28 protein-coding genes are annotated in these 25,069 nt (G+C 60.4%); 17 read left to right on the forward strand and 11 right to left on the reverse strand.

The window, feature by feature from the left end; genetic code table 11:
- Window positions 1–11: 11 nt before the first annotated feature.
- The 7 genes from BM152_RS04410 to BM152_RS04440 form a co-directional block, all read right to left on the reverse strand.
- Window positions 12–665, reverse strand: coding sequence for a 3-oxoacid CoA-transferase subunit B (locus BM152_RS04410; RefSeq protein ID WP_066608161.1), 654 nt, complete (start codon window positions 663–665; stop codon window positions 12–14).
- On the reverse strand, window positions 652–1,344 hold the full coding sequence (locus tag BM152_RS04415; RefSeq protein WP_066607964.1) for a CoA transferase subunit A: 693 nt from the start codon (window positions 1,342–1,344) through the stop codon (window positions 652–654). Before BM152_RS04415 ends, BM152_RS04410 begins: the two co-directional genes overlap by 14 nt.
- Entirely contained in the window at window positions 1,341–2,690 is a 1,350-nt protein-coding gene (locus tag BM152_RS04420; RefSeq protein ID WP_066607967.1) for an aminotransferase family protein, read from the reverse strand. The genes BM152_RS04415 and BM152_RS04420 overlap by 4 nt, the downstream gene beginning before the upstream one ends.
- A complete protein-coding gene (locus tag BM152_RS04425; RefSeq protein WP_066607969.1) occupies window positions 2,687–3,457 on the reverse strand; it encodes an amino acid ABC transporter ATP-binding protein in 771 nt (256 codons plus the stop codon). The genes BM152_RS04420 and BM152_RS04425 overlap by 4 nt, the downstream gene beginning before the upstream one ends.
- 15 nt (window positions 3,458–3,472) lie before the next feature.
- A complete protein-coding gene (locus BM152_RS04430) occupies window positions 3,473–4,129 on the reverse strand; it encodes an amino acid ABC transporter permease (protein ID WP_066607972.1) in 657 nt (218 codons plus the stop codon).
- 18 nt (window positions 4,130–4,147) lie between these two features.
- Window positions 4,148–4,795: an amino acid ABC transporter permease gene (locus BM152_RS04435; protein ID WP_066607973.1), complete on the reverse strand. Its 648-nt coding sequence runs from the start codon at window positions 4,793–4,795 to the stop codon at window positions 4,148–4,150.
- Between the two features lie 148 nt (window positions 4,796–4,943).
- A complete protein-coding gene (locus tag BM152_RS04440; protein WP_066607974.1) occupies window positions 4,944–5,720 on the reverse strand; it encodes a transporter substrate-binding domain-containing protein in 777 nt (258 codons plus the stop codon).
- A 132-nt stretch (window positions 5,721–5,852) separates the two neighbouring features.
- On the opposite strand from BM152_RS04440, the gene BM152_RS04445 reads away from it, so the two are divergent.
- Window positions 5,853–6,818, forward strand: a complete 966-nt coding sequence (locus tag BM152_RS04445; RefSeq protein ID WP_231730577.1) for a LysR family transcriptional regulator — start codon at window positions 5,853–5,855, stop codon at window positions 6,816–6,818.
- 32 nt (window positions 6,819–6,850) lie between these two features.
- Here the strand turns inward: BM152_RS04445 and BM152_RS04450 are convergent, their stop codons facing one another.
- On the reverse strand, window positions 6,851–8,047 hold the full coding sequence (locus BM152_RS04450) for a GAK system CofD-like protein (RefSeq protein ID WP_066607979.1): 1,197 nt from the start codon (window positions 8,045–8,047) through the stop codon (window positions 6,851–6,853).
- 218 nt (window positions 8,048–8,265) lie between these two features.
- Between BM152_RS04450 and BM152_RS04455 the strand changes: the two genes are divergently transcribed.
- The 15 genes from BM152_RS04455 to BM152_RS04525 all read left to right on the forward strand — a co-directional run bounded on the left by BM152_RS04455 (window position 8,266) and on the right by BM152_RS04525 (window position 21,172).
- The gene (locus BM152_RS04455; RefSeq protein ID WP_066608164.1) at window positions 8,266–9,900 is read left to right on the forward strand and encodes a phosphotransferase; all 1,635 of its coding nucleotides are present in this window, start codon (window positions 8,266–8,268) and stop codon (window positions 9,898–9,900) included.
- Window positions 9,893–10,786 (forward strand): GAK system ATP-grasp enzyme, encoded by an 894-nt coding sequence (locus BM152_RS04460; protein WP_066607982.1) that lies wholly within the window; start codon window positions 9,893–9,895, stop codon window positions 10,784–10,786. Before BM152_RS04455 ends, BM152_RS04460 begins: the two co-directional genes overlap by 8 nt.
- The gene (locus tag BM152_RS04465) at window positions 10,783–11,877 is read left to right on the forward strand and encodes an HprK-related kinase B (protein ID WP_066607984.1); all 1,095 of its coding nucleotides are present in this window, start codon (window positions 10,783–10,785) and stop codon (window positions 11,875–11,877) included. Before BM152_RS04460 ends, BM152_RS04465 begins: the two co-directional genes overlap by 4 nt.
- The gene (locus BM152_RS04470) at window positions 11,878–12,570 is read left to right on the forward strand and encodes a histidine phosphatase family protein (RefSeq protein ID WP_066607987.1); all 693 of its coding nucleotides are present in this window, start codon (window positions 11,878–11,880) and stop codon (window positions 12,568–12,570) included.
- Window positions 12,571–12,597: 27 nt separating this feature from the next.
- Window positions 12,598–13,914 carry a metallophosphoesterase family protein gene (locus BM152_RS04475; protein ID WP_066607990.1) on the forward strand — a complete coding sequence of 439 codons (1,317 nt, stop codon included), beginning with the start codon at window positions 12,598–12,600 and terminating at the stop codon, window positions 13,912–13,914.
- A gap of 42 nt (window positions 13,915–13,956) precedes the next feature.
- Entirely contained in the window at window positions 13,957–14,229 is a 273-nt protein-coding gene (locus BM152_RS04480) for an amphi-Trp domain-containing protein (protein ID WP_066607994.1), read from the forward strand.
- 381 nt (window positions 14,230–14,610) lie between these two features.
- Window positions 14,611–16,005, forward strand: coding sequence for a F0F1 ATP synthase subunit beta (atpD, locus tag BM152_RS04485; RefSeq protein WP_066608002.1), 1,395 nt, complete (start codon window positions 14,611–14,613; stop codon window positions 16,003–16,005).
- Complete coding sequence (locus tag BM152_RS04490) at window positions 16,002–16,412, forward strand: ATPase (protein ID WP_066608003.1); 411 nt, start codon at window positions 16,002–16,004, stop codon at window positions 16,410–16,412. Before atpD ends, BM152_RS04490 begins: the two co-directional genes overlap by 4 nt.
- Window positions 16,409–16,696 (forward strand): AtpZ/AtpI family protein, encoded by a 288-nt coding sequence (locus tag BM152_RS04495; protein ID WP_066608005.1) that lies wholly within the window; start codon window positions 16,409–16,411, stop codon window positions 16,694–16,696. Before BM152_RS04490 ends, BM152_RS04495 begins: the two co-directional genes overlap by 4 nt.
- On the forward strand, window positions 16,693–17,007 hold the full coding sequence (locus BM152_RS04500; RefSeq protein WP_170845855.1) for an ATP synthase subunit AtpR: 315 nt from the start codon (window positions 16,693–16,695) through the stop codon (window positions 17,005–17,007). Before BM152_RS04495 ends, BM152_RS04500 begins: the two co-directional genes overlap by 4 nt.
- Window positions 17,004–17,699 carry a F0F1 ATP synthase subunit A gene (locus tag BM152_RS04505; RefSeq protein ID WP_066608009.1) on the forward strand — a complete coding sequence of 232 codons (696 nt, stop codon included), beginning with the start codon at window positions 17,004–17,006 and terminating at the stop codon, window positions 17,697–17,699. The genes BM152_RS04500 and BM152_RS04505 overlap by 4 nt, the downstream gene beginning before the upstream one ends.
- Entirely contained in the window at window positions 17,696–17,983 is a 288-nt protein-coding gene (locus BM152_RS04510) for a F0F1 ATP synthase subunit C (RefSeq protein WP_066608014.1), read from the forward strand. The genes BM152_RS04505 and BM152_RS04510 overlap by 4 nt, the downstream gene beginning before the upstream one ends.
- A gap of 3 nt (window positions 17,984–17,986) precedes the next feature.
- Window positions 17,987–18,751, forward strand: coding sequence for a F0F1 ATP synthase subunit delta (locus tag BM152_RS04515; protein ID WP_066608017.1), 765 nt, complete (start codon window positions 17,987–17,989; stop codon window positions 18,749–18,751).
- A complete protein-coding gene (locus BM152_RS04520) occupies window positions 18,748–20,286 on the forward strand; it encodes a F0F1 ATP synthase subunit alpha (RefSeq protein ID WP_066608019.1) in 1,539 nt (512 codons plus the stop codon). The genes BM152_RS04515 and BM152_RS04520 overlap by 4 nt, the downstream gene beginning before the upstream one ends.
- Window positions 20,270–21,172: a F0F1 ATP synthase subunit gamma gene (locus BM152_RS04525; RefSeq protein ID WP_066608022.1), complete on the forward strand. Its 903-nt coding sequence runs from the start codon at window positions 20,270–20,272 to the stop codon at window positions 21,170–21,172. The genes BM152_RS04520 and BM152_RS04525 overlap by 17 nt, the downstream gene beginning before the upstream one ends.
- 106 nt (window positions 21,173–21,278) lie before the next feature.
- Here BM152_RS04525 and BM152_RS04530 read toward each other — a convergent pair whose 3' ends face one another.
- The 3 genes from BM152_RS04530 to BM152_RS04540 all read right to left on the reverse strand — a co-directional run bounded on the left by BM152_RS04530 (window position 21,279) and on the right by BM152_RS04540 (window position 24,805).
- On the reverse strand, window positions 21,279–22,649 hold the full coding sequence (locus tag BM152_RS04530) for an aspartate aminotransferase family protein (protein WP_066608026.1): 1,371 nt from the start codon (window positions 22,647–22,649) through the stop codon (window positions 21,279–21,281).
- A gap of 68 nt (window positions 22,650–22,717) precedes the next feature.
- A complete protein-coding gene (locus BM152_RS04535) occupies window positions 22,718–24,193 on the reverse strand; it encodes an NAD-dependent succinate-semialdehyde dehydrogenase (RefSeq protein ID WP_066608028.1) in 1,476 nt (491 codons plus the stop codon).
- Between the two features lie 129 nt (window positions 24,194–24,322).
- Window positions 24,323–24,805, reverse strand: a complete 483-nt coding sequence (locus BM152_RS04540; RefSeq protein WP_066608170.1) for an Lrp/AsnC family transcriptional regulator — start codon at window positions 24,803–24,805, stop codon at window positions 24,323–24,325.
- Window position 24,806: 1 nt separating this feature from the next.
- On the opposite strand from BM152_RS04540, the gene BM152_RS19610 reads away from it, so the two are divergent.
- On the forward strand, window positions 24,807–24,938 hold the full coding sequence (locus BM152_RS19610) for a hypothetical protein (RefSeq protein WP_269446563.1): 132 nt from the start codon (window positions 24,807–24,809) through the stop codon (window positions 24,936–24,938).
- Window positions 24,939–25,069: the final 131 nt, after the last annotated feature.

Consider the following 25,069-nt stretch of genomic DNA (forward strand, 5'->3'; position numbering starts at 1 on the left):
GATATGTCACCTCAGAATGTGGGCGGTGGGGCGTCGGGCAGGATCAGCGGCGCACCTGTGGCCTGTGCGACCTCGTGCAGGGTGCGGCCTTGAGCGATCTCGCGCAGGGCAAAGCCTTGCGGGGTGATGTCGATCACGGCCATATCGGTGAAGATCCGTGCGACACAGCGGTGTGCTGTCAGGGGCAGGGCACATTCGGCTTTGAGCTTGGGGTTGCCAGCGCGATCCGTGTGCGTGCTGAGCACCACGACGCGCCGCGCCTTTTGCGCAAGCTCGATCCCGCCACCAACGCCGGGGCTGAACTTGCCGGGGATCTTCCAGTTCGCCAGATCACCATTGGCCGCAACCTCGAAGGCTCCGAGCATGGTCAGGTCCAGCCGCCCCGAGCGCACCATGGCAAAGCTCGTGGCACTGTCGAAAAAGGCCGATCCGGGCACGGTGGAGACATAGGCCCCGCCTGCATCAATCAGATTGCGATCCGCGCGTTCGGGCGGCAGGGTGGGGCCGATGCCGGTCAACCCGTTTTCTGTATGCAGGCATACCGGAAAACCGGCGGGCAGATGGTCCACCACCTTGGTCGGCAGGCCGATCCCGAGATTGACCACCATTCCCGGTGCGATCTCGCGTGCGGCGCGGGCAATCATGCGGTCTTTAGCGCTGGACAACGGCATACTCCTCGGAAAGGGTTTCCAGTTCGGCGACATGATCGACAAATACCCCGACCGTCTGCACCTCTCCTGCGGTCAGTGCGCCCAGAGGCAAGAGGGTTTCGACCTCGGCAATCACGCAATCGGCGGCCATCGCCATCAGCGGGTTGAAGTTCTGGGCGGTGCCTGTGTAGGCGAGGTTGCCGAAGGTGTCGGCTCGCTCGGCATGGATCAAGGCCACATCGGCGCGCAGGGCGGTCTCGACGAGATGCGGCTTTCCGGCCAGGTCCACCACCTGTTTGCCCTGTGCCAGTTCGGTTCCGATGCCGATATCGCTCAAAACGGCGCCAAGTCCGGCCCCGCCCGCGCGGATGCGTTCGGCCAGAATGCCCTGTGCGTTGAACTCGACATCAAGCTTGCCCGCATTCATCAGCGCAATGGCATGGGCATTCAGTCCCAGATGGGTGGTGATCAGCCGTGTAACCTGTCCGCTTTGCAAGAGATGGTCGATCCCCATATCGGGTTCGTTGGCGTCATTCTTGATGAGGGTCAGATCGCGTGCGCCGTGGTCCACAAGTGCGCGGATCAGGGTCATCGGCGTGCCGGGCACCCCGAACCCGCCAACCATCACGCTGTCGCCATCTTTGATGCGGGCAATGGCGGCTTCGATCGTGGTGGTCTTGTCCGGCAGTTTCATGCTTGCGCCTCAACGGGAAGGCCCGTTTCCTCGGCAAAGGCATCCAGAGCATCGCGCAAAATGGCGATCATCTCGATGATCTGGGCTTCGGTGATGATAAGCGGCGGGGCGAGCAGGAAGTGATCGCCTGCGGTTCCGCCACGGGTGCGGCGGGAATAGATGATCAGCCCGCGCTCATAAGCCAGTTCGACCAGCCGCGCATAGGCGTCCATCTCCGGCGGCAGCGGGGCCATCGTGTCACGGTCCGCGACAAATTCGAAGGCGGTCAAAAGCCCTTTGCCCCGCACATCCCCGATAAAGGGGTAGCGGTCCATCAGGATGTGCAGCTGCGCCATGAGAACCTCGCCCATCCGTGCAGCATTGTCGATGAGACCTTGGTCTTCGATCTCTTCGAGCACGGCCAGCCCCGCAGAACAGGCCATCGGATTGCCCGCATAGGTGAAACCGTGCAGGAAACCGCCCGCGTCCAGAACCGGATCAACCAGATGTGCACCGGCGATGATCGCACCGAGCGGCGCATAGCCCGCGCCGAACCCTTTGGACAGGGCGACAATATCCGGCGTGATGCCCCAATGTTCGGCGGCGAGGAATTTCCCCGTGCGCCCCGCACCGGTCATGACCTCGTCATAGATCAGTAGCACACCGAATTCGTCGCAAATCTCGCGCACACGGCCATAGTAGCTGTCGGGAGCCACCAGTGCGCCGGTGGAAGCGCCGCCGACCGGTTCCATCAGAAAGGCCAGCACCGTGTCCGGCCCTTCCTCGATGATCCGGTCGCGCAAAAGCTCGGCATATTTCAGGCCGCGCTCGTCCTCGCTGAGATTGTCGCGGTCCAGATAGGTTGCAGGGGCGGCGATGCTGGGCATGGCTTGCATCATCGGCGCGAAAGGATCACGCAACGGCGCGTAGCCGGTCAGGGCAAGCGCCCCGAGGGTGCAGCCGTGATAGGAGGGAAAGCGGGAAATCACCTTGTAGCGGGACTCCTGCCCTTGGGTGAGCGCATACTGGCGTGCCAGTTTTGTCGCGCTCTCCACGGCTTCCGATCCGCCCGAGACGAAAAACACACGGTCCAGCCCCTCTGGCGTCATGGCCACGGTCTTCGCGGCAAGCTCTTCGGAGGGACGGGTGCGGAAGTGCAAACGGTAGCCGAAGGTGGCTTTGTCCATCTGCGCCTTCATCTTGGCCAGAACGCGCGGGTTGGAATGGCCGATATTGGACACCATCGCGCCGGACGAGCCATCGATATAGCGTTTGCCGCTCTCGTCGAAGAGGTAGATGCCCTCGCCATGATCGAGAAAGGGGCGCGGGCTGCGGGACTGGTAGAACAGGAAGGAATCGTCGCTCACTTTGCACCTTCAAGATGTTTGCGCAGGAATTCGCGCGTCCGGTCCTTGCTGGGATTTCTGAACAGCACTTCGGGCGGGCCTTCTTCGACCACCACGCCCTTGTCCATGAACAGCACCCGATCACAGACCGAGGCGGCGAAATCCATTTCATGGGTGACGATGATCATGGTCATGTGCTCCTCCGCGAGCTTTTTCATCACCATGTTCACCTCTTCGACCAGTTCCGGATCAAGGGCGGAGGTGGCCTCGTCAAAGAGCATCAGCTTGGGTTCCATCGCCAGCGCACGGGCAATCGCCACACGCTGCTTCTGGCCGCCGGAGAGTTGCGAGGGGTAATAGTCGATCCGCTCCAGCATCCCGACCTTGTCCAGTTGCTCTTCGGCCAGCTTGTCGGCGGCCTCTTGCGACAGGCCCTTGAGCATCATCGGGGCCATGGTGACATTCTGGCGGGCGGTCATATGCGGGAACAGGTTGAAATGCTGGAACACCATGCCAACCTGTTGGCGCATCGCATTGATATGCTTTTCATATTGCCGGTGGGGCAGGGTCTTGTTCACCTGCACACCATCGAGCCAGACCTCGCCGCCCGTGAGCGGATCAAGGTCATTGATGGCTCTGAGCAGGGTGGATTTTCCGGAGCCGGAAGACCCGATGATCCCTACGATCTGGCCGCGCTCCACGGTCAGGCTGATATCCTTGAGCACTTCGAGAGAGCCAAAAGATTTCTGGGCGTGCCGGATGTCAACGAAATGTGTCTGTTCGGTCATGAAGGATCTCTTTGGTCAGCGGGAAATGGAAATGCGGCGTTCGATCTTGCGTTGCACCCATTCCATGCAAAGGTTGATGACGTAGTAGAAGGCCGCAGCAAGAATGTAGAATTCGAACGGGCGATAGGTTTTGCCGATGGCGCGTTGGGCCGAGAGGGTCAATTCGCTCACCCCGATCACGGAGACCAGCGCGCTGTCCTTGAGCAGGGCGATCATGTTGTTGCCGATGGGCGGTACCACGGCACGCACGGCTTGCGGAATGACCACCTTGCGCAGGGCTTGCCCGCGGCTCAGGCCAAGGGTGCGGGCCGCTTCCATCTGTCCGCGGTCCACTGCGAGGATCGAGGTCTGGATCAGTTCGGAATTATAGACCGCGAAATGCAGCCCCAACCCGATGATCCCCGCCACAAAGGCGGGAAGGTCGATGCCGATCTGCACCAGCCCGAAATAGATCAGGAACAGTTGCAACAGCAGCGGCGTGCCCATGAAGACAAATTCAATCAGGCGGAACGGCTGGCGGATGACCCATGGCGCATAAAGTGCGATCACCGCAAAGACGACCCCGCCCGCAAAGCTCAGAGCGGCGGCGGCAAGGGTGATGCCCACCGTCCATGCGACGCCCAGCAGGATGATGTCCAGGTAGTCGGGAATAATCGAAAAATCGAGGCCCATCTGTCTTTCCTTTTCCGATCAGGTGATCTGGACTTTGCGATCAACCCACGCAACGGCACGGCCCGTTGCGTAGAGGATGATCATGTAGAGAATGCCGGCGAGCAGGAACATTTCAAACGGCTTGTAGGTCGAGCCGATATAGCGCTGCGCTGTGTAGGTCAGTTCGATCACCGAAATCGCGGCGACCAGTGCGGTGGCCTTGATCAGCATGTTCAGGTTGACCCCGAGCGGGCGGACCATCAGACGCGCGGCTTGCGGCAGGATCACCTTGTAGGTGGCCTGCCAGTTACTCAGCCCCAGCGTGCGGGCGGCTTCGCGCTGACCGCTGTCCACGGCGATAATCGCCCCGCGGATGGTCTCGGTCATATAGGCGCCTGCATTGATGCCCAGCCCGATCACACCGGCCTGAAAGGCATCAAGTTGAATGCCGATCTGGGGCCCGCCGAAATAGAGGATGAACAGCTGGATCAGTGCGGGTGTGCCGCGAAAGACGCTGACATAGGCCGCGCCGATAAAGCGGAGTGACCGGAAACGGGACAGGCGGGCAGCCGCCCCCAATGTCCCGCAGGTCAGGCCCAGAATGGCCGTCAGAACGGACAGAAGAATTGTGGTCCAAGCCGCCTCAAGAAAGAACGGAAAGACCTTTTGCATCAGTTCGAAGTCCATGCTTCGTCCCTTGGTTGTCGCGCGATGTGGGAAGGCGGTTGGCTGACGGGATGGCGGCTGCGTGCTGCACACGGGCGCAGATGTCGCAATGGGCCATCAGGCCTGATGTGTCTCCCTCTCCATCCGGTGACAGAGAGGGAAAGAGCGTTCAGCGAATGTCGGCACCGATCCATTGCTCGGCAATGGTGAGATAGGTCCCGTCATCCATCATGGATTGCAGCGCGGCTTGCATGGCTTCGGCCAGTTCCGGATTGCCTTCGCGGATCGCAATACCTGCGCCGAAAGGTTCCGTGGTCGGATCACCGAACATCTCGAATTCCTGACCTTTTTCGGTCATCGCGAGAATGGCGGCAATCGAGTCATTGACGATGGCGTCAACGCGCCCGTTTTCCAGTTCCAGAAGCAGTTCCGGAAGGCCTTTGTAGGTCTTGATGTCATAGCCTTTTTCGCGCGCCCAGTCTTCGTGGGTCTCGCCCAGTGTCAGGCCGACTTTCTTGCCTTCGAGATCCTCAAGGCTTGTGATGCCGGAGCCCGGTTTCGTGAAAATTGCGCGTTTGTCCGAGTAGTAGGGGCCGACAAAGTCAACAACTTCGTCGCGCTCTTCGGTGATGGTCATGGACCCCACAATGGCGTCATATTTGTTGGCCAGAAGCCCGCCGATGATCCCGTCCCAAGCGGTGGTGACGATTTCCGCCTCAAGGCCAATGCGCTTGGCGATCTCGGTTCCGATGGCCGGATCAAAGCCGACAACCTCGTTTTCATCGTTCACGAAGTTGAACGGAGGGTAGGCGCCGGACATGGCGATGCGGATCACGCCTTTTTCTTTTAGGGTGTCAAGCTCGTCTGCGGCGACAGCGTTCACTCCGAGAACCGCAAAGCCGGCAGCAGCAATGGCGGATGTCAGGATAGTTCGGCGAAGGATCATATATTTTCTCCAGTTGGACTACATGCCGGGGTTTTGCCCGATCTATGGTGCGGGTGTTCCCGTCTGTGAAAAGAGTTGCACGACTCTTGGTATCGTGCAAATAAATATTCGTGACGTTCAATATAGATGAAAATGATGAGTCTTCCGCAGCAACAACGCTTTCCATGGAATCTCGACTGGAACCTGCTGCGTACCTTTATGGTCGTGGTCGAGCAGCGCGGGATTTCAAAGGCTGCGGATTTTCTGGGGCTCAAACAGCCCACGGTCTCCGCCGCGCTCAAACGGCTTGAGCAGACCACCGGCAAACAGCTCATCATCCGCAAGCCCAACGAATTCACCATCACCCGACCGGGGCAGGCCCTTTATACGGAATGTGCGAAAATATTCGGCTCGATTTCACAACTGCCGTCACTTCTGGACGTGGATAAGGCGGAGTTGCGCGGTCATTTGTCGATTGCCATCACCAGTTCGGTCATGTCCGAGCATTTCGACGACTTTCTCAACCGGTTCGCCCAGACCCATCCCCATGTCACCTATTCGTTCTCTGTGCAGGAAAGTGAGGATGTCGAGACGATGATCTCGCAAAACCGTGCCAGTTTCGGGATATGTCTTTTGTCGAAAATGCCCAAGAACCTGAAGACAATGGTGCTTTACCGTGAGTTTTTCGGGCTGTTTTGCGGCGCAAGGCATCCGTTGTTCGCGGTGGAGGAGATCGACCCCGATGCGCTAAAAGGGGAGCCTTTCGTGGCCTTTCATACCGAGGCAGAGGGCGGCCCCTTGGAGGTGATCGCCCATCTGCGTGCGCGTGCGGGCTTTGCCAATACATGGCGGGGCGTCTCTTCGAGTCTGAATGAAATCCGCCGGATGATCATGTCCAATGTGGGCATCGGAGCCTTGCCGCTTCATGTCGCGCGACAGGATGTTCTTGCGGGGAATATCCGCCAGCTGCCGCCCTATGACGCCTTGCCGATGGTGAATATCTATTTGGTGACCAATCCGGCCCGCCGCCAGTCGGACGCGGAAGCGGCGTTTTTGACGGCTTGCAATGCCGAATTCGACGCCATCGACATTGAAGAACGCACCTACGGGCTTGAGTGACGGTGTTGCGTGAGCCATCCGTTGCGCGCGGATCAGCCGAGTGAGACGAGCGCGCGACAGACCTGTTCGGGATCGTATTTCGGCTCACCCGGTCTCGCCAGAGGCAGCCGCACGCATGGGATGCCATGGCGGGCGGTGACGTCGTCACAGGCGTCCTGCGCAATGCTCGGATCGCACAAGACATGCGACATCAGGCGGGAAGCGGGCACAGGGGTGTGCAAATCCGCTTGCAAAGGTTTGAGAATGGCCGCGACCTGATCGGCGAGGCTGTGGCCGAAGGCTTCGGGATCACGGCCAAGGCTCGGTAGGTAGAGCTTGGGGGCATTGCGGGCGGCGATTTCCTGACCGACCCCTGCAGGAATGAGATTGGCGATGACGCTCGAATAGAGGCTGCCGGGCGGGTAGCAGATCACATCGGCCTGCCGGATCAGTTTCCGGTTGCGTTTGGGCAGGGCAATTTCACTCGCAGGCAGGGGCGCGTCTGCGGTTTGGCGCTTCGGATCATAGATGAACGCTTCAGTGATCCGGCTGTCGAGCGGGGCGACCTCCTTGCCGCTGATCTGGCGCTGGCCAAGCACGCTGCGCCCGTCTTCAAGCCGGACACCAAGCTGGAGATTGTCGTCAATCACCGCGCGCACCGTGCCGCGCACGTCAACCATTTTGGACATGAGAAACAGCACCGGCTCCAGTTCGCGTTCGTGTCCGAAATAGCCGCCGGCGATGATGAGGTTGCCGATGCTTGCGTTGCGATAATCAAACTCCTTTGGCGCATGGGCTGCGAAGTTTTGCAAAAACGTCTGGATCAGACGACGCATCGGGCGCGAGATCGCCTTGATCAAGGGATGTTTGCCGGCACAGATGGCGTCCACCTCGGATTTCAGCGCGGCGGAGCTGCCGTCTTTGGCCAGACGATAGTTGAACAGGGCGTAAATGTCGGGCTGGCCCAGATCGGTTTCATCGGCCAGCGCCATAAGGCGACTGCGCAGATCTCCGACCGCAGGCATGTCGAAGGCTTTGCGCAACTCTTGCGAACTGCCGCCACTGTCAAACGGTGTAATCAGATGCATCGAGTTATAGCTGTAGCTTTTCAGCCGCCGAGAGATGGCATTGAGCGCGCTGCCGCCGCTGAAAAACAGGATGCGTGGCCCGAGATGTGGTGCGCTCAGGGCACGCCGCACGCGAAGATCGTCGGGAATGGGAACGTCGCGCAGAATGTTGATGCGTGTCATAGCTTTGCCGCTTTACTCTGGAGCCGTGGGGTTCTGTCGTGGAACTGTCACATTCGTCAGGGATAAGGCTCGAATGATCATTGAATTCTCCATAAGGCCAACGGGGCGTCCTGTCATCCCAAAGACGGCCTCCGCTCCCGTTTTGCCCCCGAAATCCGCCGCAGGGGGCAAAGGCTCCCTTCACAGAAAAGCGCAGGCCTATGGGGGAGTTTTGCGCCGTGAAACTTCCTGACGCCGTTGCGGAGAATATGTCCTTTCTCTTTGTCGAGACCGACGGGCAAGTCGCCCGCTTGCAACGCTATTTCGATGCGCCGGACAGGGAGACCGCCCTGCACTTGATGCAGAGAAGCGGCTATTCCCAGAACCTCTCCGCCCGTGTGCGCAAGGCTTGTCTGGCGGGGATTCTACGCGCGCCCAAGAACGCCACCCGCCAGATGCATCTTCAGGGCATCGACACGATTGCCCGCAATCTCGATCTGATCGCGCGTCTGGGGCGGCGGGCGGTGCAGCACAGCGAAGATATGAACCATGTCGCGCTGCTGCGGGCTGAGGCCTATCGCAAACCTCTGTCCAAGGTGCGCAAGTCGATTGATCGTGTGCAGGAGGCCCTGCCGTCGAAAGACAGCCGCCTTGCCGTCGGGATCGGGCAGGTCCGCGACGAGATCGACCTGTTCTATGACCAGATGTTTCGCAGTTACACGCGTGACATGCGCGAGACGAAACACACCGAAGACCTCTCCCATGCGCTTTTGGCGCTCAACGAGGTGCGCCGGATGGGCGAGGCCTTGCAGGGGATTTCCGAGGCGATCCTGTCGATTAACATCGGTCAGACGATCCAGTTCGAACGCTATTTCACCCTGCGCAGCATTCTCACCGATGTGCGTGGTGCGGACGAGATCACGCTGACGCCGCTGGCCGACACCCGCTCCGGCAGCGCGATTTCGTCTGTGCAACTGCCGGACAGGGCGCAGGCGAAGACCGTCAATGCGGTGTTCAAGGACGGGGACCGGCGCAAGGTGAAAGAGGAACGTGTCGGGGTCAAAAGCTGGAATTCGGTCTATCCGGGTCTAGCGCCGAAAATCCTCTCCTATGAGAAACGCGGCGACAGTGCGGCGCTTTTGATCGAACATCTGGACGGAGAGACCTTCGAGGACATTGTACTTGGCGGCTCGGAGACGCGCCTGGCGGAGGCACAGGGGGCGTTGCACAAGACCATGCGCGACATCTGGCGTCAGACCCGCGTGGATGAACCCGCAGAGATGAAATCCATGACCCAGCTCGCCAAGCGGATGGGGGAGGTGTATCGCCTTCACCCCCAGTTTTCCGGCGGCACCAAACGGGTGCAGGGGCTGGTGATCCCGAGCTTCGACAGTCTTGTGGCTCAGGCCGCCCAACGCGAAGAACACCTGAGCGCGCCGTTTTCGGTTTATATCCACGGTGACTTCAATCTCGACAATATCATCTATGATCCGGTGCAAAAGAAAATTCGGCTCATCGACCTGCATCGTTCCCGCTACATGGACTATGCGCAGGATGTTTCGGTCTTTATGGTGTCGAACTACCGGCTACAGGTGCTTGACGCCCGAACCCGTGCGCGGATCGCCAAGGTGGCTGCCGATATGCATATGACCGCGACGAAGTTTGCCCGCCGGATGAATGATCCGACATTCGAATACCGGCTGGCGCTGGGGTTGGCGCGGTCTTTTGCCAGTTCGACGCGGTTCATCGTTGATCAGGCCCATGCAAAGCGGATGATGCTGCGCGCCCGCTATATTCTCGAAACCGCTCTGGCCGTGCCCGAAGGCAAGGAAGCGCGGTTCAAACTGCCGATAAGGATGCTGTTTTGTGACTGAGACCGTTGATGTGAAAATTGGTGTCGTTGGCACACCGGGAAAATGGTCGACTGAGGCGCTGGCCGATGCCTTGGAGGCGGGGACGGGGTTCCGGCTTGTGATCGATATGGGGCAGGTGACGCTGGACCTTGCCGGCGGGAGGTTGTTGTATGACGGCATGGACCTTGCGACGCTGGACGGGTTGGTGGTCAAGAAGATCGCGGAGAGCTACAGCGTGCATGCGCTGGACCGTCTTGAGATGTTGCGGATCGCCGAGGCGCAAGGGGTCAAGGTGTTCAGCCGCCCCGAAGCGATCCTGCGCCTGATGGACCGCTTGGCCTGCACGGTGACGCTGCGCAACGCCGGCGCACCGATGCCGCCGACCATCATCACCGAGGACGCGCAGGCCGCTTTCAAGGCCGTTTGCGATTTCGGCTCTGCCGTGTTCAAACCGCTGTTTTCCACGAAAGCCCGCGGGATGTTCGTGCTTGATCACGATGCCCCCGATGCGCAGGCGCGGATTGCGGCTTTCAAGGCGGAAAACCCCGTGATGTATATCCAGAAAAAGGCCGATCTGTCGGGGCAGGACCTTGGCATGGTGTTTCTGAACGGGACCTATGTCTGCACCTATCGCCGGATTGGCGAGAGTGGAAGCTGGAATACGACGATCAACAGCGGCGGCAAATACGCCCCCTATGAGCCGACGCCCGATCTGATTGCACTGGGGCATAAGGCGCAGGCGCCTTTCGGCCTGACCTTCACCACCGTGGACATCGCCTTGACGCCGGAAGGGCCTATTGTCTTTGAAGTGTCGGCCTTTGGTGGCTATAGCGGCGCACTCAAGGGCTGTGGTGTCGATGCGATGGCGCTGATGGCGGATCATGTGGTGGCGGAGGTTTCGGGATGACATTGGTGAAGACTGTTCTCGACGGGCTGGATTTTACCACCGCCGACGCGGCCACGCCGTTTCACATTGCCATCGGTCCGGTCGGGGTGACGGTTCTGTGCGCGGGGGGCTTGCGCGACGAGCTGATGGCCTATTTTGCGGAAGCTTTGGTGGACACCCTTGCGCCGGAGTTGGCGCATCAAACGGTGCATCTGTTGCCGGACCAAGGCCTGAACTGGGAGCCGGACTGGACCCAATGGGCGCGCGAAGGTGGCAAGACCGGCCGCAAGGATGCGGTGTTTGATCTTGAGGGCGCCCGTCTGGTTCTCAAGGTGCGCAGCGGCGTCACCTTTTTGCAATCACCCGATCATGCCATCGCATTCGGTCCGTTGCAGGACAATGTCAGCACAGTCATCAATTTCATCAACACCCAAGTGCTCAACATCTGCCAGCGCGATGGCTGGCAGCTTTGCCATGCCGCCGCAGTGACAGGACTGGGGCGCGGTCTGGCGATTGCCGGATTGTCAGGCGGCGGGAAATCCACCTCGATCCTGCGGATGATGGATATCGAGGGGATGCGCTTTGTCTCGAATGACAGGGTTCTGGTGACGGCGGGCGCAGAGCCGCGCGCCCTTGGCATCCCGAAACATCCGCGCATCAATCCGGGCACCATTCTGGGCAATCCGCGGTTGCGAGACATGATCGCGCCTGCACGCCGTGCCGAGCTTGAGGCCATGCCGGTCGCGGACCTGTGGGCGCTCGAAGAAAAACACGATCTGTTCATCGGGGAGGTCTACGGGCCGGACCGCGTGCAATATGCCGCGCCGCTGACGGATTTCTGGGTGTTGAACTGGAGCCATGAGGCCGACACGACCGTGGCGGTGACCGAGGTGGATTTGTCCGCGCGGCCTGCTCTTTTGTCGGCGATCATGAAAAGCCCCGGACCGTTCTACCAGCATCCCGATGGCCGGTTTGAACCGAACGGGGCCTCCCCCGATCCCGCGCCCTATCTGGATGCGCTCCAAGATGTGCGTGTCTGCGAAGTGTCGGGCCGGATAGATTTCGACGCCTTGGCGGGGATCGGGCAACAGCTTTTCGCCGGTTCTCTTTGAATGACCGAACGCAGCTATATCGCCGTGATCCGTCACGGGGACTATCACCAGCGCAAAGATGTCCCGTCCGCGCGGCAACCCTTTGGTCTGACGGTCACTGGGATTGCGCAGGCGCAGAGCTGTGGCGATCTCCTTGCGGAGATGGCGCAATCGCAACGCCTTGAGTTTGCACCGATGATCCACTGTTCGCGGCAACTGCGGGCGTGGCAGACCGCGTCGGGCATAGCCGGACGATTGCGGGGGCTTGGCCATGAGATCGACGCTCTGGCCGAAACCTCCGCTCTGGCCGAACGCGGGCTCGGAAGCGCGGCCAATCTCACTGTGGCGGAGATCGACGCGGTGATGCAGGCTGATCCGCGCTATCCCTCGCCACCTGCGGGGTGGAAATCCGACAGCGACTATCGCCTGCCTCTGGAGGGGGCCGAAAGCCTGATGGAGGCGGGGGCGCGTGTGGCTGCCTGCCTGACGGAGATTGCCGAGACGGGCAGGGGGCGGCTGAGCATTGTCGTCGGTCACGGGGCCTCGATCCGTCACGCCTGCCACCATCTCGGACTGCTCACACGGGCACAGATTGCACAGCTTTCCATGTTTCACGCCCGACCGTTACTTCTCTGTTACAGTGGGCGTGATAACTGGCAGCACTTGGCCGGTGCATGGAAAGTCCGACCTTCCAAAGAGGAGGCGCTCGACTGATCCGGTCCGCAGATTTGGGGCGCGATTTTGGACCAGTTGATCTTTTCTCCGGAGACCGCAGGACGGCTTCTGCCGCCTGTTTGCGATACGTTTGCCGATCTGGACGATGTCCCGCGCGACATCGAGCCTTGGCTGCACAGTTCCGAGCCGGAGACCCGCCCGCAGATTGCCACCTGCCTCGTCAAGGCGCGACAGTATGGCGGCTGGCGCTGGCCGTCCCGACCTATTGTGTTCATCTCCGATCCGCATGCCGATGCCGAAGGGTTCCTGCGCTCTCTGGTTGTGGCCGGTGTCATCCGGCGCGCGGGTGAGGAGATCTGCCTGACCCGTTTCGGGGCGCAAGCGCAGATCGTTCTGGGCGGTGATTGCCTCGACAAGGGGCCGAGCAATCTGGCCCTGCTTGATGCGCTTTACAAGCTGCGGGCGACCGGCGTGGACCTGTCGCTTCTGGCGGGCAATCATGACCTGCGGATGCGGCTTGCGGTCGATGCCATTCGCGGTGAGCGCGCGCCTCTGAAAGATCACCTCTTCGTGCGGATGGGGCGCAAGTTGCTGCCCGCTCTCAAAGAGGTGTTCGAGCGTTTTGTCACGCCGGATGATCTGTGCGATCTGCCCTCGGAGAAAAAGTGTAAAGCCCGTTTGTTGCCGCCTAAAGACTGGGCCAGCCAGTTCGAGAAAGCCGCCGCCGGTCATCTCTCGGACAAGGCCATCGCCAAAGAGATCAGGAAACTGAAAGCCAAACAGAAGCAATTCGAGAAGAATGTCGCCAAAACCGGTCTCGGCTATCGCGAGCTTCTCGCGGCGACGCTGAAATGCCATGAGGTATTCTTTACCCCGGACGGCCATTATGCGTGGTTTTACGAGACGATGGACGTGGTGTCGCGGGTTGGCTCTTTGCTGTTTGTCCATGCGGGACTGTGCGATGAGATGTGCGCGCTTTTGGTGGCAGAGGGTCCGGAGGCGGTTAATGCCCGCTTTCGCGCAGAGGCGGATCGCGCCAGTTTCGGTTTCTATTTCGGCCCGCTCGCCAACCTCGTGCGCACGAAATATCGGGCGTCGGATTGTGCCTTGACCGAATATGGCGTTGACTTGCTCCATAAGAATGGCCTTCACATGGTGGTGCAGGGGCATGTGAACAATCATTGCGGGCAAAGGCTCCTGACGAAACGTGGACTGTTGCATCTGGAGGGTGACATCACGCTTGACCGCGCCTCGCGCCGCCTTGAAGGGCTGGACGGGATCGGGGCGGGGGCGACGTTGATTTTCCCCACCGGAGATGTGATCGGTCTGAGTTGCGACTATCCGCGGGCTAAACATTTCGCGCCCGATCGCCTTTTGACCTGAACGCCTACAAACCTGAAAGACCCCGAACGTGAAAGACACCAGATGAGCGGCCAGAACGCACGGTTTTCCCATGAGTCCCTGCAAGATCGCAAAACCATCAAGATGCTTCTGACGGCCTTGTCCAAAGGCTTGTCAAAGGGCGAGATGATATTGGGCGATGATGAGGAGGAGCTTGTGCTCCAGACCGCAGAGCTGATGAATGTCCGCATCAAAGCCACGCGCGAAGACGGCCAGTGCCAGTTCAATCTGCGTGTGTCATGGTCCGATCCGGACGCCCCGACACAGGGCAAGGGCGCGCCGAAGATCAAGTCCTGAGGCGTCAGGTTCCGGCAGGTCGGCGCGCTTGCCCCGCGTTTCACATTCCCGTGTCCGTGCGCAATTCTTCCATTTCAATGATCTGTGTCAATTCTTGTGCCGGTGCGGAGGCCTAGCGTCTGCGTAGCGAGAGGCGTGCTGTGAATGAGTCCCGCGTCACGGAGACATGGTGCGGCGGTCGGGATCCAAGTGATCAGCGCTTTGCGCGGCTGCGTATGCCCATAGGCATATCAACGATTATCTATGGAATACGATGATGAATGTGTCTGAGCCGGTGTCGCCTGAGGCGACGCGAGAAAGAGCATCCCGAAGGACCGGACTGGTGTCGCCGGTTGGTGGCCTCATGACTGGCGGTTTGTTCGCAGGCATCGGAGGGAAGTCATGAGCACGGACACGGATACCAAAGCCCCCATCGCGACAGAGGGCCATATCGCGGCCATTCGCGGTGGCGTTGTTGATGTGCACTTTGACGGGGCGGTCCCGAATATTCACGATCTTCTCTACGCAGGCGATGTGGCGCTGGAAGTCTCTGCGCTCATAGGACAGGGGCTGGTGCGCGCCATCGCGCTGGCGCCCGTGCGGGGATTGGGTCTCGGAATGACGGTCAAGGCCACGGGCGGGCCGATCATGGTGCCTGTGGGCGAGGGCGTTCTTGGCCGGATGCTGGACGTCTTCGGCGCACCGATTGATGGCGGTCCGGTGCCGCAGGCTGTGGCGCGGCGCTCCATCCATCAGGAGCCGCCCAAGCTCACCGAGCGGGTGCTTCATTCCCAGATCCTCGAAACCGGTATCAAGGCGATTGATCTTCTGTCCCCGATTGAGCGTGGGGGCAAAACCGGATTGTTCGGCGGGGCCGGTGTCGGCAAAACTGTGTTGATCACCGAGTTGATCAACAACACCGTCCAGCACCATAAGGGCGTGAGCCTGTTTTGCGGTATTGGCGAGCGCTCGCGGGAGGCGGAGGAGCTTTACCGCGAAATGGGCGAGGCCGGTGTGAGGGACAACACGGTGATGCTGTTCGGCCAGATGAACGAGGCCCCCGGCGTGCGCTTTCTGGTCGGCAATACGGCCTTGACCATGGCGGAGTATTTCCGCGACGACAAAGGGCAGGATGTCCTGCTGCTGATCGACAATATCTTCCGCTTTGTGCAGGCCGGCTCCGAAGTGTCGGGGCTGATGGGGCGCATGCCCTCGCGGGTCGGGTATCAACCGACGCTGGCCACGGAACTGGCGGGATTGGAGGAACGCATCACCTCCACGGACCGTGGCGCAATCACCTCCATTCAGGCGGTCTATGTGCCCGCCGATGATTTCACCGATCCCGCAGCGGCGCATATCTTTTCGCATCTGTCGGCCTCTGTGGTGCTCTCGCGCAAACGGGCGAGCGAGGGGCTTTACCCTGCAGTTGATCCTCTGGCCTCGGCCTCTGTCATGCTGACCCCCTCGGTGGTCGGGCAACGTCATTACAACATTGCGCGAGAGGTCCGGCGGACCTTAGCAGAGTATGAGGAGTTGCGCGACATCATCGCGATGCTCGGGCTGGAGGAACTGTCCTCGGCAGATCGCGCCACCGTGGCCCGCGCGCGCCGTCTGGAGCGCTTCCTGACCCAGCCGTTTTTCACAACGGAATCCTTTTCCGGCACGCCCGGCAAGCTGGTGTCCATCGACGAGACGCTGGACGGTTGCGAAACGATCCTGTCGCAGACGGAGTTCGAGCACCCTGAAAGCGCCTATTACATGATCGGATCGCTGCAAGATATGGAGGCAAGCGCATGAGCATGGCCGAAGATATGTTCGTCTCGCTGCGCCTGCCTACCGAGACCCTGTTCGAGGGGCGTGCGACCCGTCTGACCGCCGTGGCCGAGAATGGAGCGTTCGGTCTCTTGCCGAACCATGTCGACTTTGTCACCGCGCTGGTGCCCTCGGTCATGACGCTGCGTATGGCGGACGGGACGGAGGAGATTTTTGGTGTCGATGAGGGGCTTTTGGTGAAAAAGGGCCACCGCGTTGTCGCAGCCGTTTTGCGCGGCGTGCGCGGGGATGATCTCGGTACGTTGAACGATACGGTGAAGGCCAAATTCATCGAGATGGATGACGAGGAACGACAGGCACGTTCGGCGTTCTCGCGTCTGGAAGCCGATGTGGTCCGTCGCTTCGCCGAATTACGAAAGCCACAGCTATGACACGCAAACCCGACAAATCGGCGGAAGACATCGCCCGTCACGCCAAACGGTTGAAATCCGCCCGCGACCATCCGGGGCCGAGCCCGCTGCGCGGCATTGGCACCTTTGGCATGATCGGCTGGTCTATCGCCGTGCCGACGGTCGGGGGTGCGTTTCTGGGACTCTGGCTCGACGAGGCCGCGCCACAGGGGTTTTCATGGACCATCGCGCTGATCCTCGGAGGCGTCGTGCTTGGCGCTTTTATTGCGGCGTCTTGGGTCAGCAAGGAAGGAGGCGACAAATGATCGATATGGCAATGTTCAACATAGAGTGGAGCGCGGTCTTGGCCGGACTGGGCATTGGCGCGGTCACATCGCTGTTGTTTTTCGCGGGTCTCGGGATCGGGATGCGGCTGGCGTTGCGACAGGAGCGCCCCGTTCTCATTCTGATGCTGAGTTCTGCGGTGCGGATCGCGGCGCTGTTGGGGATCGGCTGGGCGGTGGTCACATCTCTGGGGGCTTTCGCCTTGGCAGGATTTGCCCTGATGTTTCTCGTCTCGCGCACCATCGCGGTGGCACTTGCGCGTGCGGGCGTGCCTGCGGGAGAGACGACATGAACCTCTCACCGGACCAGACCATCATTTTCGAGGCATGGGGCATCCCCGTCAATGCCACGATATTTTACACATGGGTCGTCATGGCCTTGCTGACCGTGACCTCACATCTCATCACGCGCAGGTTGCGGGCGGATGTGCCGCCGAGCCGCTGGCGCACCACCTTGGAGGTGATTGTGCAGGGCATCCAAGGCCAGATCGAAGAGGTTGCGCAGGGGCCAACCCGCTATCTGCTCTATTACGCAGGGACGTTGTTTCTTTTTGTGGCCATGTCGAACCTGTTGCTGGTTGTGCCGGGGTTCGAGCCACCCACCGCCTCGCTGTCAACCACAACCGCGCTGGCGCTCTCTGTGCTTGTCGCCGTGCCCCTGTTCGGCATCACAAGTCGGGGGATTGGCGGCTATCTCAAGACCTATCTCGAACCGTCTTTCATCATGCTTCCGTTCAACATCATCGCCGAGTTCTCTCGCGGCATTTCTCTGGCCATCCGGCTTTACGGCAACATCATGAGCGGCGCGGTCATCGCGGCCATCCTGCTCAGTGTCGCGCCTTTCTTCTTCCCCGTCGTGATGGATGTTCTGGGTCTGCTCACCGGCATGATTCAGGCCTACATCTTCGCCATCCTGGCCACGGTTTACATCTCCAGCGCGACGGCTTCTCCGGACACGTCTCAACCTGAAAAGGAAACCCCATGACAGACCTTGGTATTATCGCAGCAATTTCGATCTTCACCGCAGGGCTGACCGTCTCTTTCGGTGCCATCGGCCCTGCTTTGGGCGAAGGGCGTGCGGCGGCCACCGCTCTTGGTGCCATCGCGCAGCAGCCCGACGCTTCCTCGACCATCTCGCGGACCTTGTTCGTCAGTCTGGCGATGATTGAATCCACGGCCATCTATTGTTTCGTCGTCGCAATGATCCTGATTTTTGCCAACCCGTTCTGGACGGCTGCGGTGGCTGCGGCGCAGGCGACAGGAAGCTGACACATGTCTATTGACTGGATCACGGTTGCGGCCCAGATCGCCAATTTTCTGGTTCTGGTCCTGCTGTTAAGGCGGTTTTTATACCGTCCCATTCTGGACGGGATAGACGCCCGCGAGGCGGAGATCACCAACCGGATGCAAGAGGCTGTGCGTGCCAGGGAAAAGGCGCAGGCGGCCGAGCAGGAGCATCTGGATCAGGTCAGGGCGCTGCATGCGCAACAGGCAGACATCGCGGAGACCGTGCGCAAACAGGCCGAGGCCCAACGCGATGCACTTCTTGCCGAAACGCACAAGCGGCTGGAGCAGGAGCGCATCGACTGGCTGGCTCATCTCGATGAGGAGAAACACAAATATGCGGCAAGGCTCCAACGCGCAGGGGGCGGAGCTTTGCTGTCCCTGACTCGCAAGGCGTTGAAGGATCTGGCAGATGACACACTGGAAGGTCGCATTGCCCAACACCTTGCCCGAAGGATCAAGCCGATGGCCGGTGATTTGCGCGACGCGGCGGGTAAGGGCACCGAGGCCGTGATCACCAGCAGAGAGGCTTTGCCGGAGGCGGCGCGAACCGATCTTTTGCGTAGTCTGCATGAGGTGTTTCCAGCAGTGTCCGTCCGGTTTGACACGAATGCGGAACAATCTCCGGGCCTGCTTTTGCGCATCGGCGGTGCGCAGCTGGATTGGACGGTGGATGGCTATATCGACAGTCTGGGCGATGTGATGGACGCGCAATTGACCGCAGGCGTTGATTTGAAGGGGGCTCGGACATGACAGATGCAACCCCAATTCAGAATACAGATCCGCAAGCTCTGGTCGATGCAATTGTCTCCGCCCCGTCCCCCGCGCCTCGTCTGAGCGAGATCGGGCATGTGGCCGAGGTGGCGGACGGGATTGCCATTGTAAGCGGGCTGGAACGCGCCCTGTCGGAGGAATTGCTGCATTTCGCCAGCGGTGTGCAGGGCATTGTGCTTGATCTGGAACCGGGGCGGCTTGGCGTTGTCCTGCTCGGCTCCGGTGACCGTGTCACCGTCGGGGAAAGCGTCACACGCTCGCACAAGGTCGTCAGCACCAAGGTCGGTCCGGCTCTCTTGGGGCGTGTTGTTGATGCGCTTGGCAATCCGAGGGATGCCAATGGTCTGGTGAAGACCGAGGCAGAGCGACCGGTCGAGGCGGAGGCTCCGCAGATTCTCGACCGCCTCGCCATCACGCGCCCGCTCCAGACGGGGATCAAGATAATAGACGCGGCTGTGCCGGTCGGGCTCGGGCAGCGCGAGTTGATTATCGGTGACCGGCAGACCGGCAAGACATCTCTGGCGGTGGATACGATCCTGAACCAGAAAGAGACAGGCGTGCTCTGCATCTACTGCGCCATCGGTCAGCGCGGCGATGCCGTGGCCAAAGTGATCGGCGCTTTACGCGAGGGCGGGATGATGGAGCGCAGTATTGTGATCTCTGCGGGCGACGAGGATGCCGCCGGACTGGCCTATGTGGCCCCCTATGCGGCGATGACGATGGCCGAGTATTTCGCGGGACAGGCCAAGGACGTGCTGGTGGTGCTGGATGACCTGACGCATCACGCGCGCTCCTATCGTGAATTGTCTCTTTTGCTCAGACGCCCGCCGGGGCGCGAAGCTTTCCCAGGGGATATTTTCTATATCCATGCGCGATTGCTGGAGCGTGCAGGGCAGTTCACAACACATGCGGGCGGTGGGTCTGTGACCGTGTTGCCCGTGGTCGAAACGCAGGCAGAAAACCTCGCGGCCTACATCCCGACCAACCTGATTTCGATCACCGACGGGCAGATCTACCTGTCGCCGCGCCTCGTGCGCAAAAACCAGTTCCCTGCGGTGGATCTGGGTGTCTCTGTGTCGCGGGTTGGCGGCAAGGCGCAAAGCAAGGCCTTCCGCTCCGTGGCGGGCAACCTGCGTGTGACTTTGTCCCAGTTTGAGGAGCTGGAGGACTTCGCCCGTTTCGGCACGCGTCTGGACGAGGCCACACGCGCGCGGCTGACGCGCGGTGCGGCTGTGCGGGCCGCATTGCGTCAACCGGAGCGCGATCCCGTTCCCGCCGTTGAACAACTGGCGGTTCTTGTGGCCGCGATGGAGGGGCATTTTGACGGGTTGGGCGAGACGGAAACAGCGCGTGTCATGGCGGGGCTTCGGATACCGGTGCTGCGCGATCTCGGAGATATCGCCGAAGGCATTGCGCGAAATGAACCGCTCACCGACGAGGATCGCGCGCGGATGGTGGCTTTGGTCCAACAGGTGCTTGCGCAGTCGGGAGATTCAAATGGCCCAGACGCTTGAAATCCTGAGCCGCCGCACAACGAGTATGCAGGGCATCCGTAGCGTTGTTCATACGATGAAAACCCTGTCCGTGATCAACTCGGCGCCTTACGAGCAGGCGGCCAAAGCCATCGAGACCTATCACGACACGGTTTTGGAAGGATTGCATGCTTTCGTGACGCATTTCGGTCCGATCAAGACGCCCGCAAGCGATCATCCTGTGCAGGTCTTGATCGTCTTCGGTTCGGATCATGGGCTGTGTGGCAATTACAACGAGGCGCTTGCGGATCATGTTGCCGGCTTCTTGCCGCAGCGTGAAGATGGCCCGCCGACGGTCCTCTGTGTCGGTGCGCAGATGGCGGATGCTCTGACAGACCAGCATATCGCCATTGAGGAAACATTTTTTCCGGCAGCTTCCGTGGACGGGGTCGGGCGTCTGGCCAATCTGCTCACACAGCGGCTGGAAACGATCCGGACACGCGCCGAGCCACAGGATATTGCCGTTTCGCTGGCCTATGTGGCGCGGGATGGTGCAGCGGGGCAGCGCGCGCTTATCGTTCCCTTGTTGCCGCTTGATCAAGCGGTTCTGGACGATCTGGCCGCCAAGCCGTGGACGTCGCGCAGCAGGCCGTATTTTTCCATGCCCGCCAATGATCTGTTTCGGACCTTGGTGCGCAATCACCTCTTCGCCACCCTGTTTCGTGCCATTGCCGAGGCGCTGATGACCGAAAACGCCGCGCGGCTGGCGCTCATGCAGCAGGCGGAAAGGTCGGTGGATGAAAAACTGGAAGAACTCGCCTCGGAAACGCGCACCGTGCGTCAGGATCAGATCACCACGGAACTGCTTGATGTGATTATCGGATTTGAAGCCTTGAAAAAAGACAAGGGTGATCCGCCGGAAGAGTGATGCCTCTGGTTTTGTTGGATTTTCAAAGGATTTGAAGCCGTTCCGCCCTGCGGGAATTGGAGAGCAGGTCGGATTTCCCGCTTGCTCTCCTGTCGTTCCAAAGCCCTTAGCCGAGGACGGATTTTACGGCCTTTGCTGTGGCATCAACCACTGTGTCTGCCTCCTGTGTTGTCAGGCAGAAGGGCGGGGCGAAGCCGAGGATGTCGCCCTGTGGCATGGCACGTCCGATCACCCCGTTGGAAAGAAGGGCGGCGGCCAGCGCATAGCCGGTTTTGTCCTCCGGATCGAAGAAGGTCCGGCTGTCGCGGTCTTTCACAAATTCCACGGCGCACATCATGCCTTCGCCGCGGATGTCGCCGACATTGGGGTGATCGCCCAAGGCGTCTTTCATGGCGTCATTGAAGTATTTCCCGACGCGGCCCGCGTTCTCGATCAGCTTGAGGTCGTCCAGCATTTTGAGGTTGGCCACGCCGGCTGCCGCGCCGATGGGGTGCGCGGAATAGGTCCAGCCGTGACCGATGGGGCCGTTTTCATCGGTGCCCTGTTCCAACACCTTCCACATCTTCTCGGACACGATGGAGCCTGACAGGGGCGCATAGGCGGAGGTGAGGCCCTTGGCGATGGTGATGAGGTCGGGTTTCAGGCCGTAATGCTCCGAGCCGAACATGGTGCCCAGACGTCCGAAACCGGTGACAACCTCGTCGGCCACCAGAAGAATGTCGTGTTTGTTCAAGACCTTCTGGATCGCCTCCCAATAGCCCGCAGGCGGCGGCACGATGCCTCCGGTGCCCAGAACCGGCTCGCCGATAAAGGCGGCGATGGTATCAGCGCCCTCGGTTTCGATCAGGGCTTCGAGCTTGGTCACGCAATCGGCGACAAAGGCTTCTTCGGTCATCCCCAGATCATCGCGGCGATAATAATAAGGCGCTTCGGTATGCAGTACCCGATCCAGCGGCAGGTCGAATTTTTTCTGGAAAGCCTCAAGCCCCGTGAGCGATCCTGTCATCAGACCCGAGCCATGATAGCCGCGCTGGCGCGAGATGATTTTCTTTTTCTCGGGGCGGCCTAAGATATTGTTATAATACCAGATAAGTTTGATGTTGGTCTCGTTGGCGTCCGATCCGGACTGGCCGAAATAGACCTTGGACATATGATCCGGCGCACGGTCCAGAACCATTTTCGCCAGTGTGATCGAGGCTTCTGTGCCGTGTCCGACATAGGAATGGTAATAGGCCAGTTCGCGGGCCTGATCCGCGATGGCTTCTGCGATTTCCTGACGTCCGTAGCCCACGTTGACACAGTAAAGACCGGCGAAAGCATCCAGCAATTCGGTGCCGTCGCGGTCTACGATATGCACGCCATGCGCGGTCTTGATGACACGGCTCGGGGTCTCCCCGCGCGCGTGCTGCGCCAGATGGGTGGAGGGGTGAAAGAAGTTTTCGCGGTCCCATTTCGAGAGCTGGTCATTCGTCAACATTTTCTATTTTTCCTTGTCGGCTGTGTGTCGGATTTCTGTCGGACATCTGTCGGGCATTTTGTCGACCCTCAGGCCCAGTCGCGGCAGATGTATTTTACGTCCATGAATTCGCGCATCCCCATGCCTGCGCCCTCGCGGCCCAGACCGGATTGTTTGACCCCGCCAAAGGGGATCGGCGCGCCGGTGACCTGTGTGCGGTTTACCGCGACCATGCCGTATTGCAGGGTGCGCGACAGGCGGTAGATGCGGCGCGGATCATGGGAATGGACATAGGCGATGAGGCCGTATTCGCTGTCATTGGCCCGCGCGATGACCTCGTCCTCATGGTCGAACGGTGTGATGGGCGCGACGGGGCCAAATGTTTCCTCCCGCATGATCTTCGCCTCATCGGGCACATCGGTGAGCACGGTCGGCTCGAAGAACAGCGGCCCGAGACCGGAGACCGCCCCGCCACAGGCCAGCGTCGCGCCTTTCGCCAGAGCGTCTGCGACATGCTCTTGCTGCTTGGCGATGGCGGCGGCGTTCATCAGCGGGCCGATGTCCGGATCTTCGATGCCATTGCCAAGGGTCAACGCCTTGGTCGCCTCGGTGAACCGTGCGCAGAAGGCCGCATAGACGGGACGTTCGACATAGATGCGGTTCGCGCCGAGGCAATCCTGACCGGAGGTGGCAAATTTCGCCTTTATGACTTCTTCCACGGCGCGGTCGAGATCGGCGCCTTTGAACACGATCACCGGCGCATGGCCGCCGAGTTCAAGCACAAGCTTTTTCACAGTGCCCGCAGATTGCCGATAGAGCAGCCGCCCGATCTCGGTGGAACCAGTGAAGGACAGGGCACGCACGCGGGGATCTTCGGTCCACGGTTTGACGAGGGTTGGGGCATCGCCTGTGAGCACATTGAACACGCCTGCGGGCATCCCTGCGCGTTCGGCGAGTTCCGCCAGCGCCAGCGCCGAATAGGGAGTCTCGTGAGACGGGTGCGCGACGACAGTGCAGCCAGCGGCAAGTGCTGCGGCGGCCTTGCGCGTCAGCATGGCGGCGGGGAAATTCCACGGTGTGACCAGCGCCACAACCCCCATCGGCTCATACCAGAGCTCCATCTCCGCATCGGGCAGGTGGGAAGTCACGCCCTCGATATTCGGGCGCTTGGCTTCTTCGGCGTAGAAATCCACAAAGGAGGCGGCATAGTCGATCTCGCCGCGTGCCTCTGACAGGGGCTTGCCCTGTTCATAGACCATGATCCGCGCGAGGTCTTCTTTGGCCTCCACGATCAGCCTGTGCCAACGACGCAGCACGGCGGCGCGTTCCTGTGGCAGAAGATGCGCCCAGACCGAAAAGGCAGCATGGGCGGAGTCGACGGCTTCGGTAGCCTGTGTGGGCGACAGGGCCGCCACATCGCCCAGATGCGCCCCTGTGGCCGGATCGGTGACGGCAAAGCTCCCGCCCGTCTCGCCGGAGGTCCATTTGCCATTCACATAGGCAAACCCCCGCAACAGGCGTTTGTCCTTGATGTCGGTTCGGGCGGAAATCGCTGTGTCGAGCATGTCGGGCCTCCTTTCCCCGCCAGTCTGGCAGCAGGGAACAGAAGGGGAGACCAAATCGGCTGTTATGAGCGGAAAATCGGTCTGAATTTTTCGGCGGCGTAGTCCGTTTGGACTGCGCGGGTGCTCCGCCTATGCGTTGTCGTCCATAAACAGGCCCAGCGGCGGCGGGCCGCCCCCTTTGACCTGTTTGGTGACGATATAGGTGAAATAGCGTGCGATGCCGATGCGGGCGTCCAGCAGCGTGTCGATCAGACGTTGATAGGCGTCAATGTCGCGGGTGACGATCTGCAACAGGTAGTCGAACCCGCCGCCCAGCGCCCAGCAGGCGACGATTTCCTCATGCGCCTGAAGTGAGGCCTCAAAAGTCTGGAATGAGGCCTGAGTGTGATCGGCCAGTTCGGCGGCGACAAAGACCGTGACCGATGGCCCCAGTTTGCGCAGGTTGATCTCTGCGCGGTAGCCGTCGATCAAACCGGCGTTTTCCAGTTTCTTCAGCCGCTCCCAAGCGGGGGTGGGCGACAGGCCGATTTTCTCGGCCAGCGCGGATTTGGAGATCCGGCCCTCACGGGCCAGAACGCGTAGAATGTCGAAATCACGGGCGTCGAGTTTGATCATGAGACAGGCTTACGTCGAAATGACCCTGCTTGCATCCCCGAATTGCGCGGCCATGTGGCGGGCGATCAAAGAGGCGGCAGTTGGGGAGGGTGATGGCGATTTCACAGAGGCTCCTGTTGATTTTGATTGACGCGGCAAAAGGCGGCACGTCAGATGATGTGCACAACAGGCGGGTGAATCGCCTGTATGTCAAGAATTGTGTCTTAAGATAGGGGTATTTTGACGCCTAGCTTACGGCCCGCGCAGATATAAAAACAAAAG

This window comes from Celeribacter halophilus (genome assembly GCF_900114135.1).
GTDB classification, from domain to species: Bacteria; Pseudomonadota; Alphaproteobacteria; order Rhodobacterales; family Rhodobacteraceae; genus Celeribacter; species Celeribacter halophilus.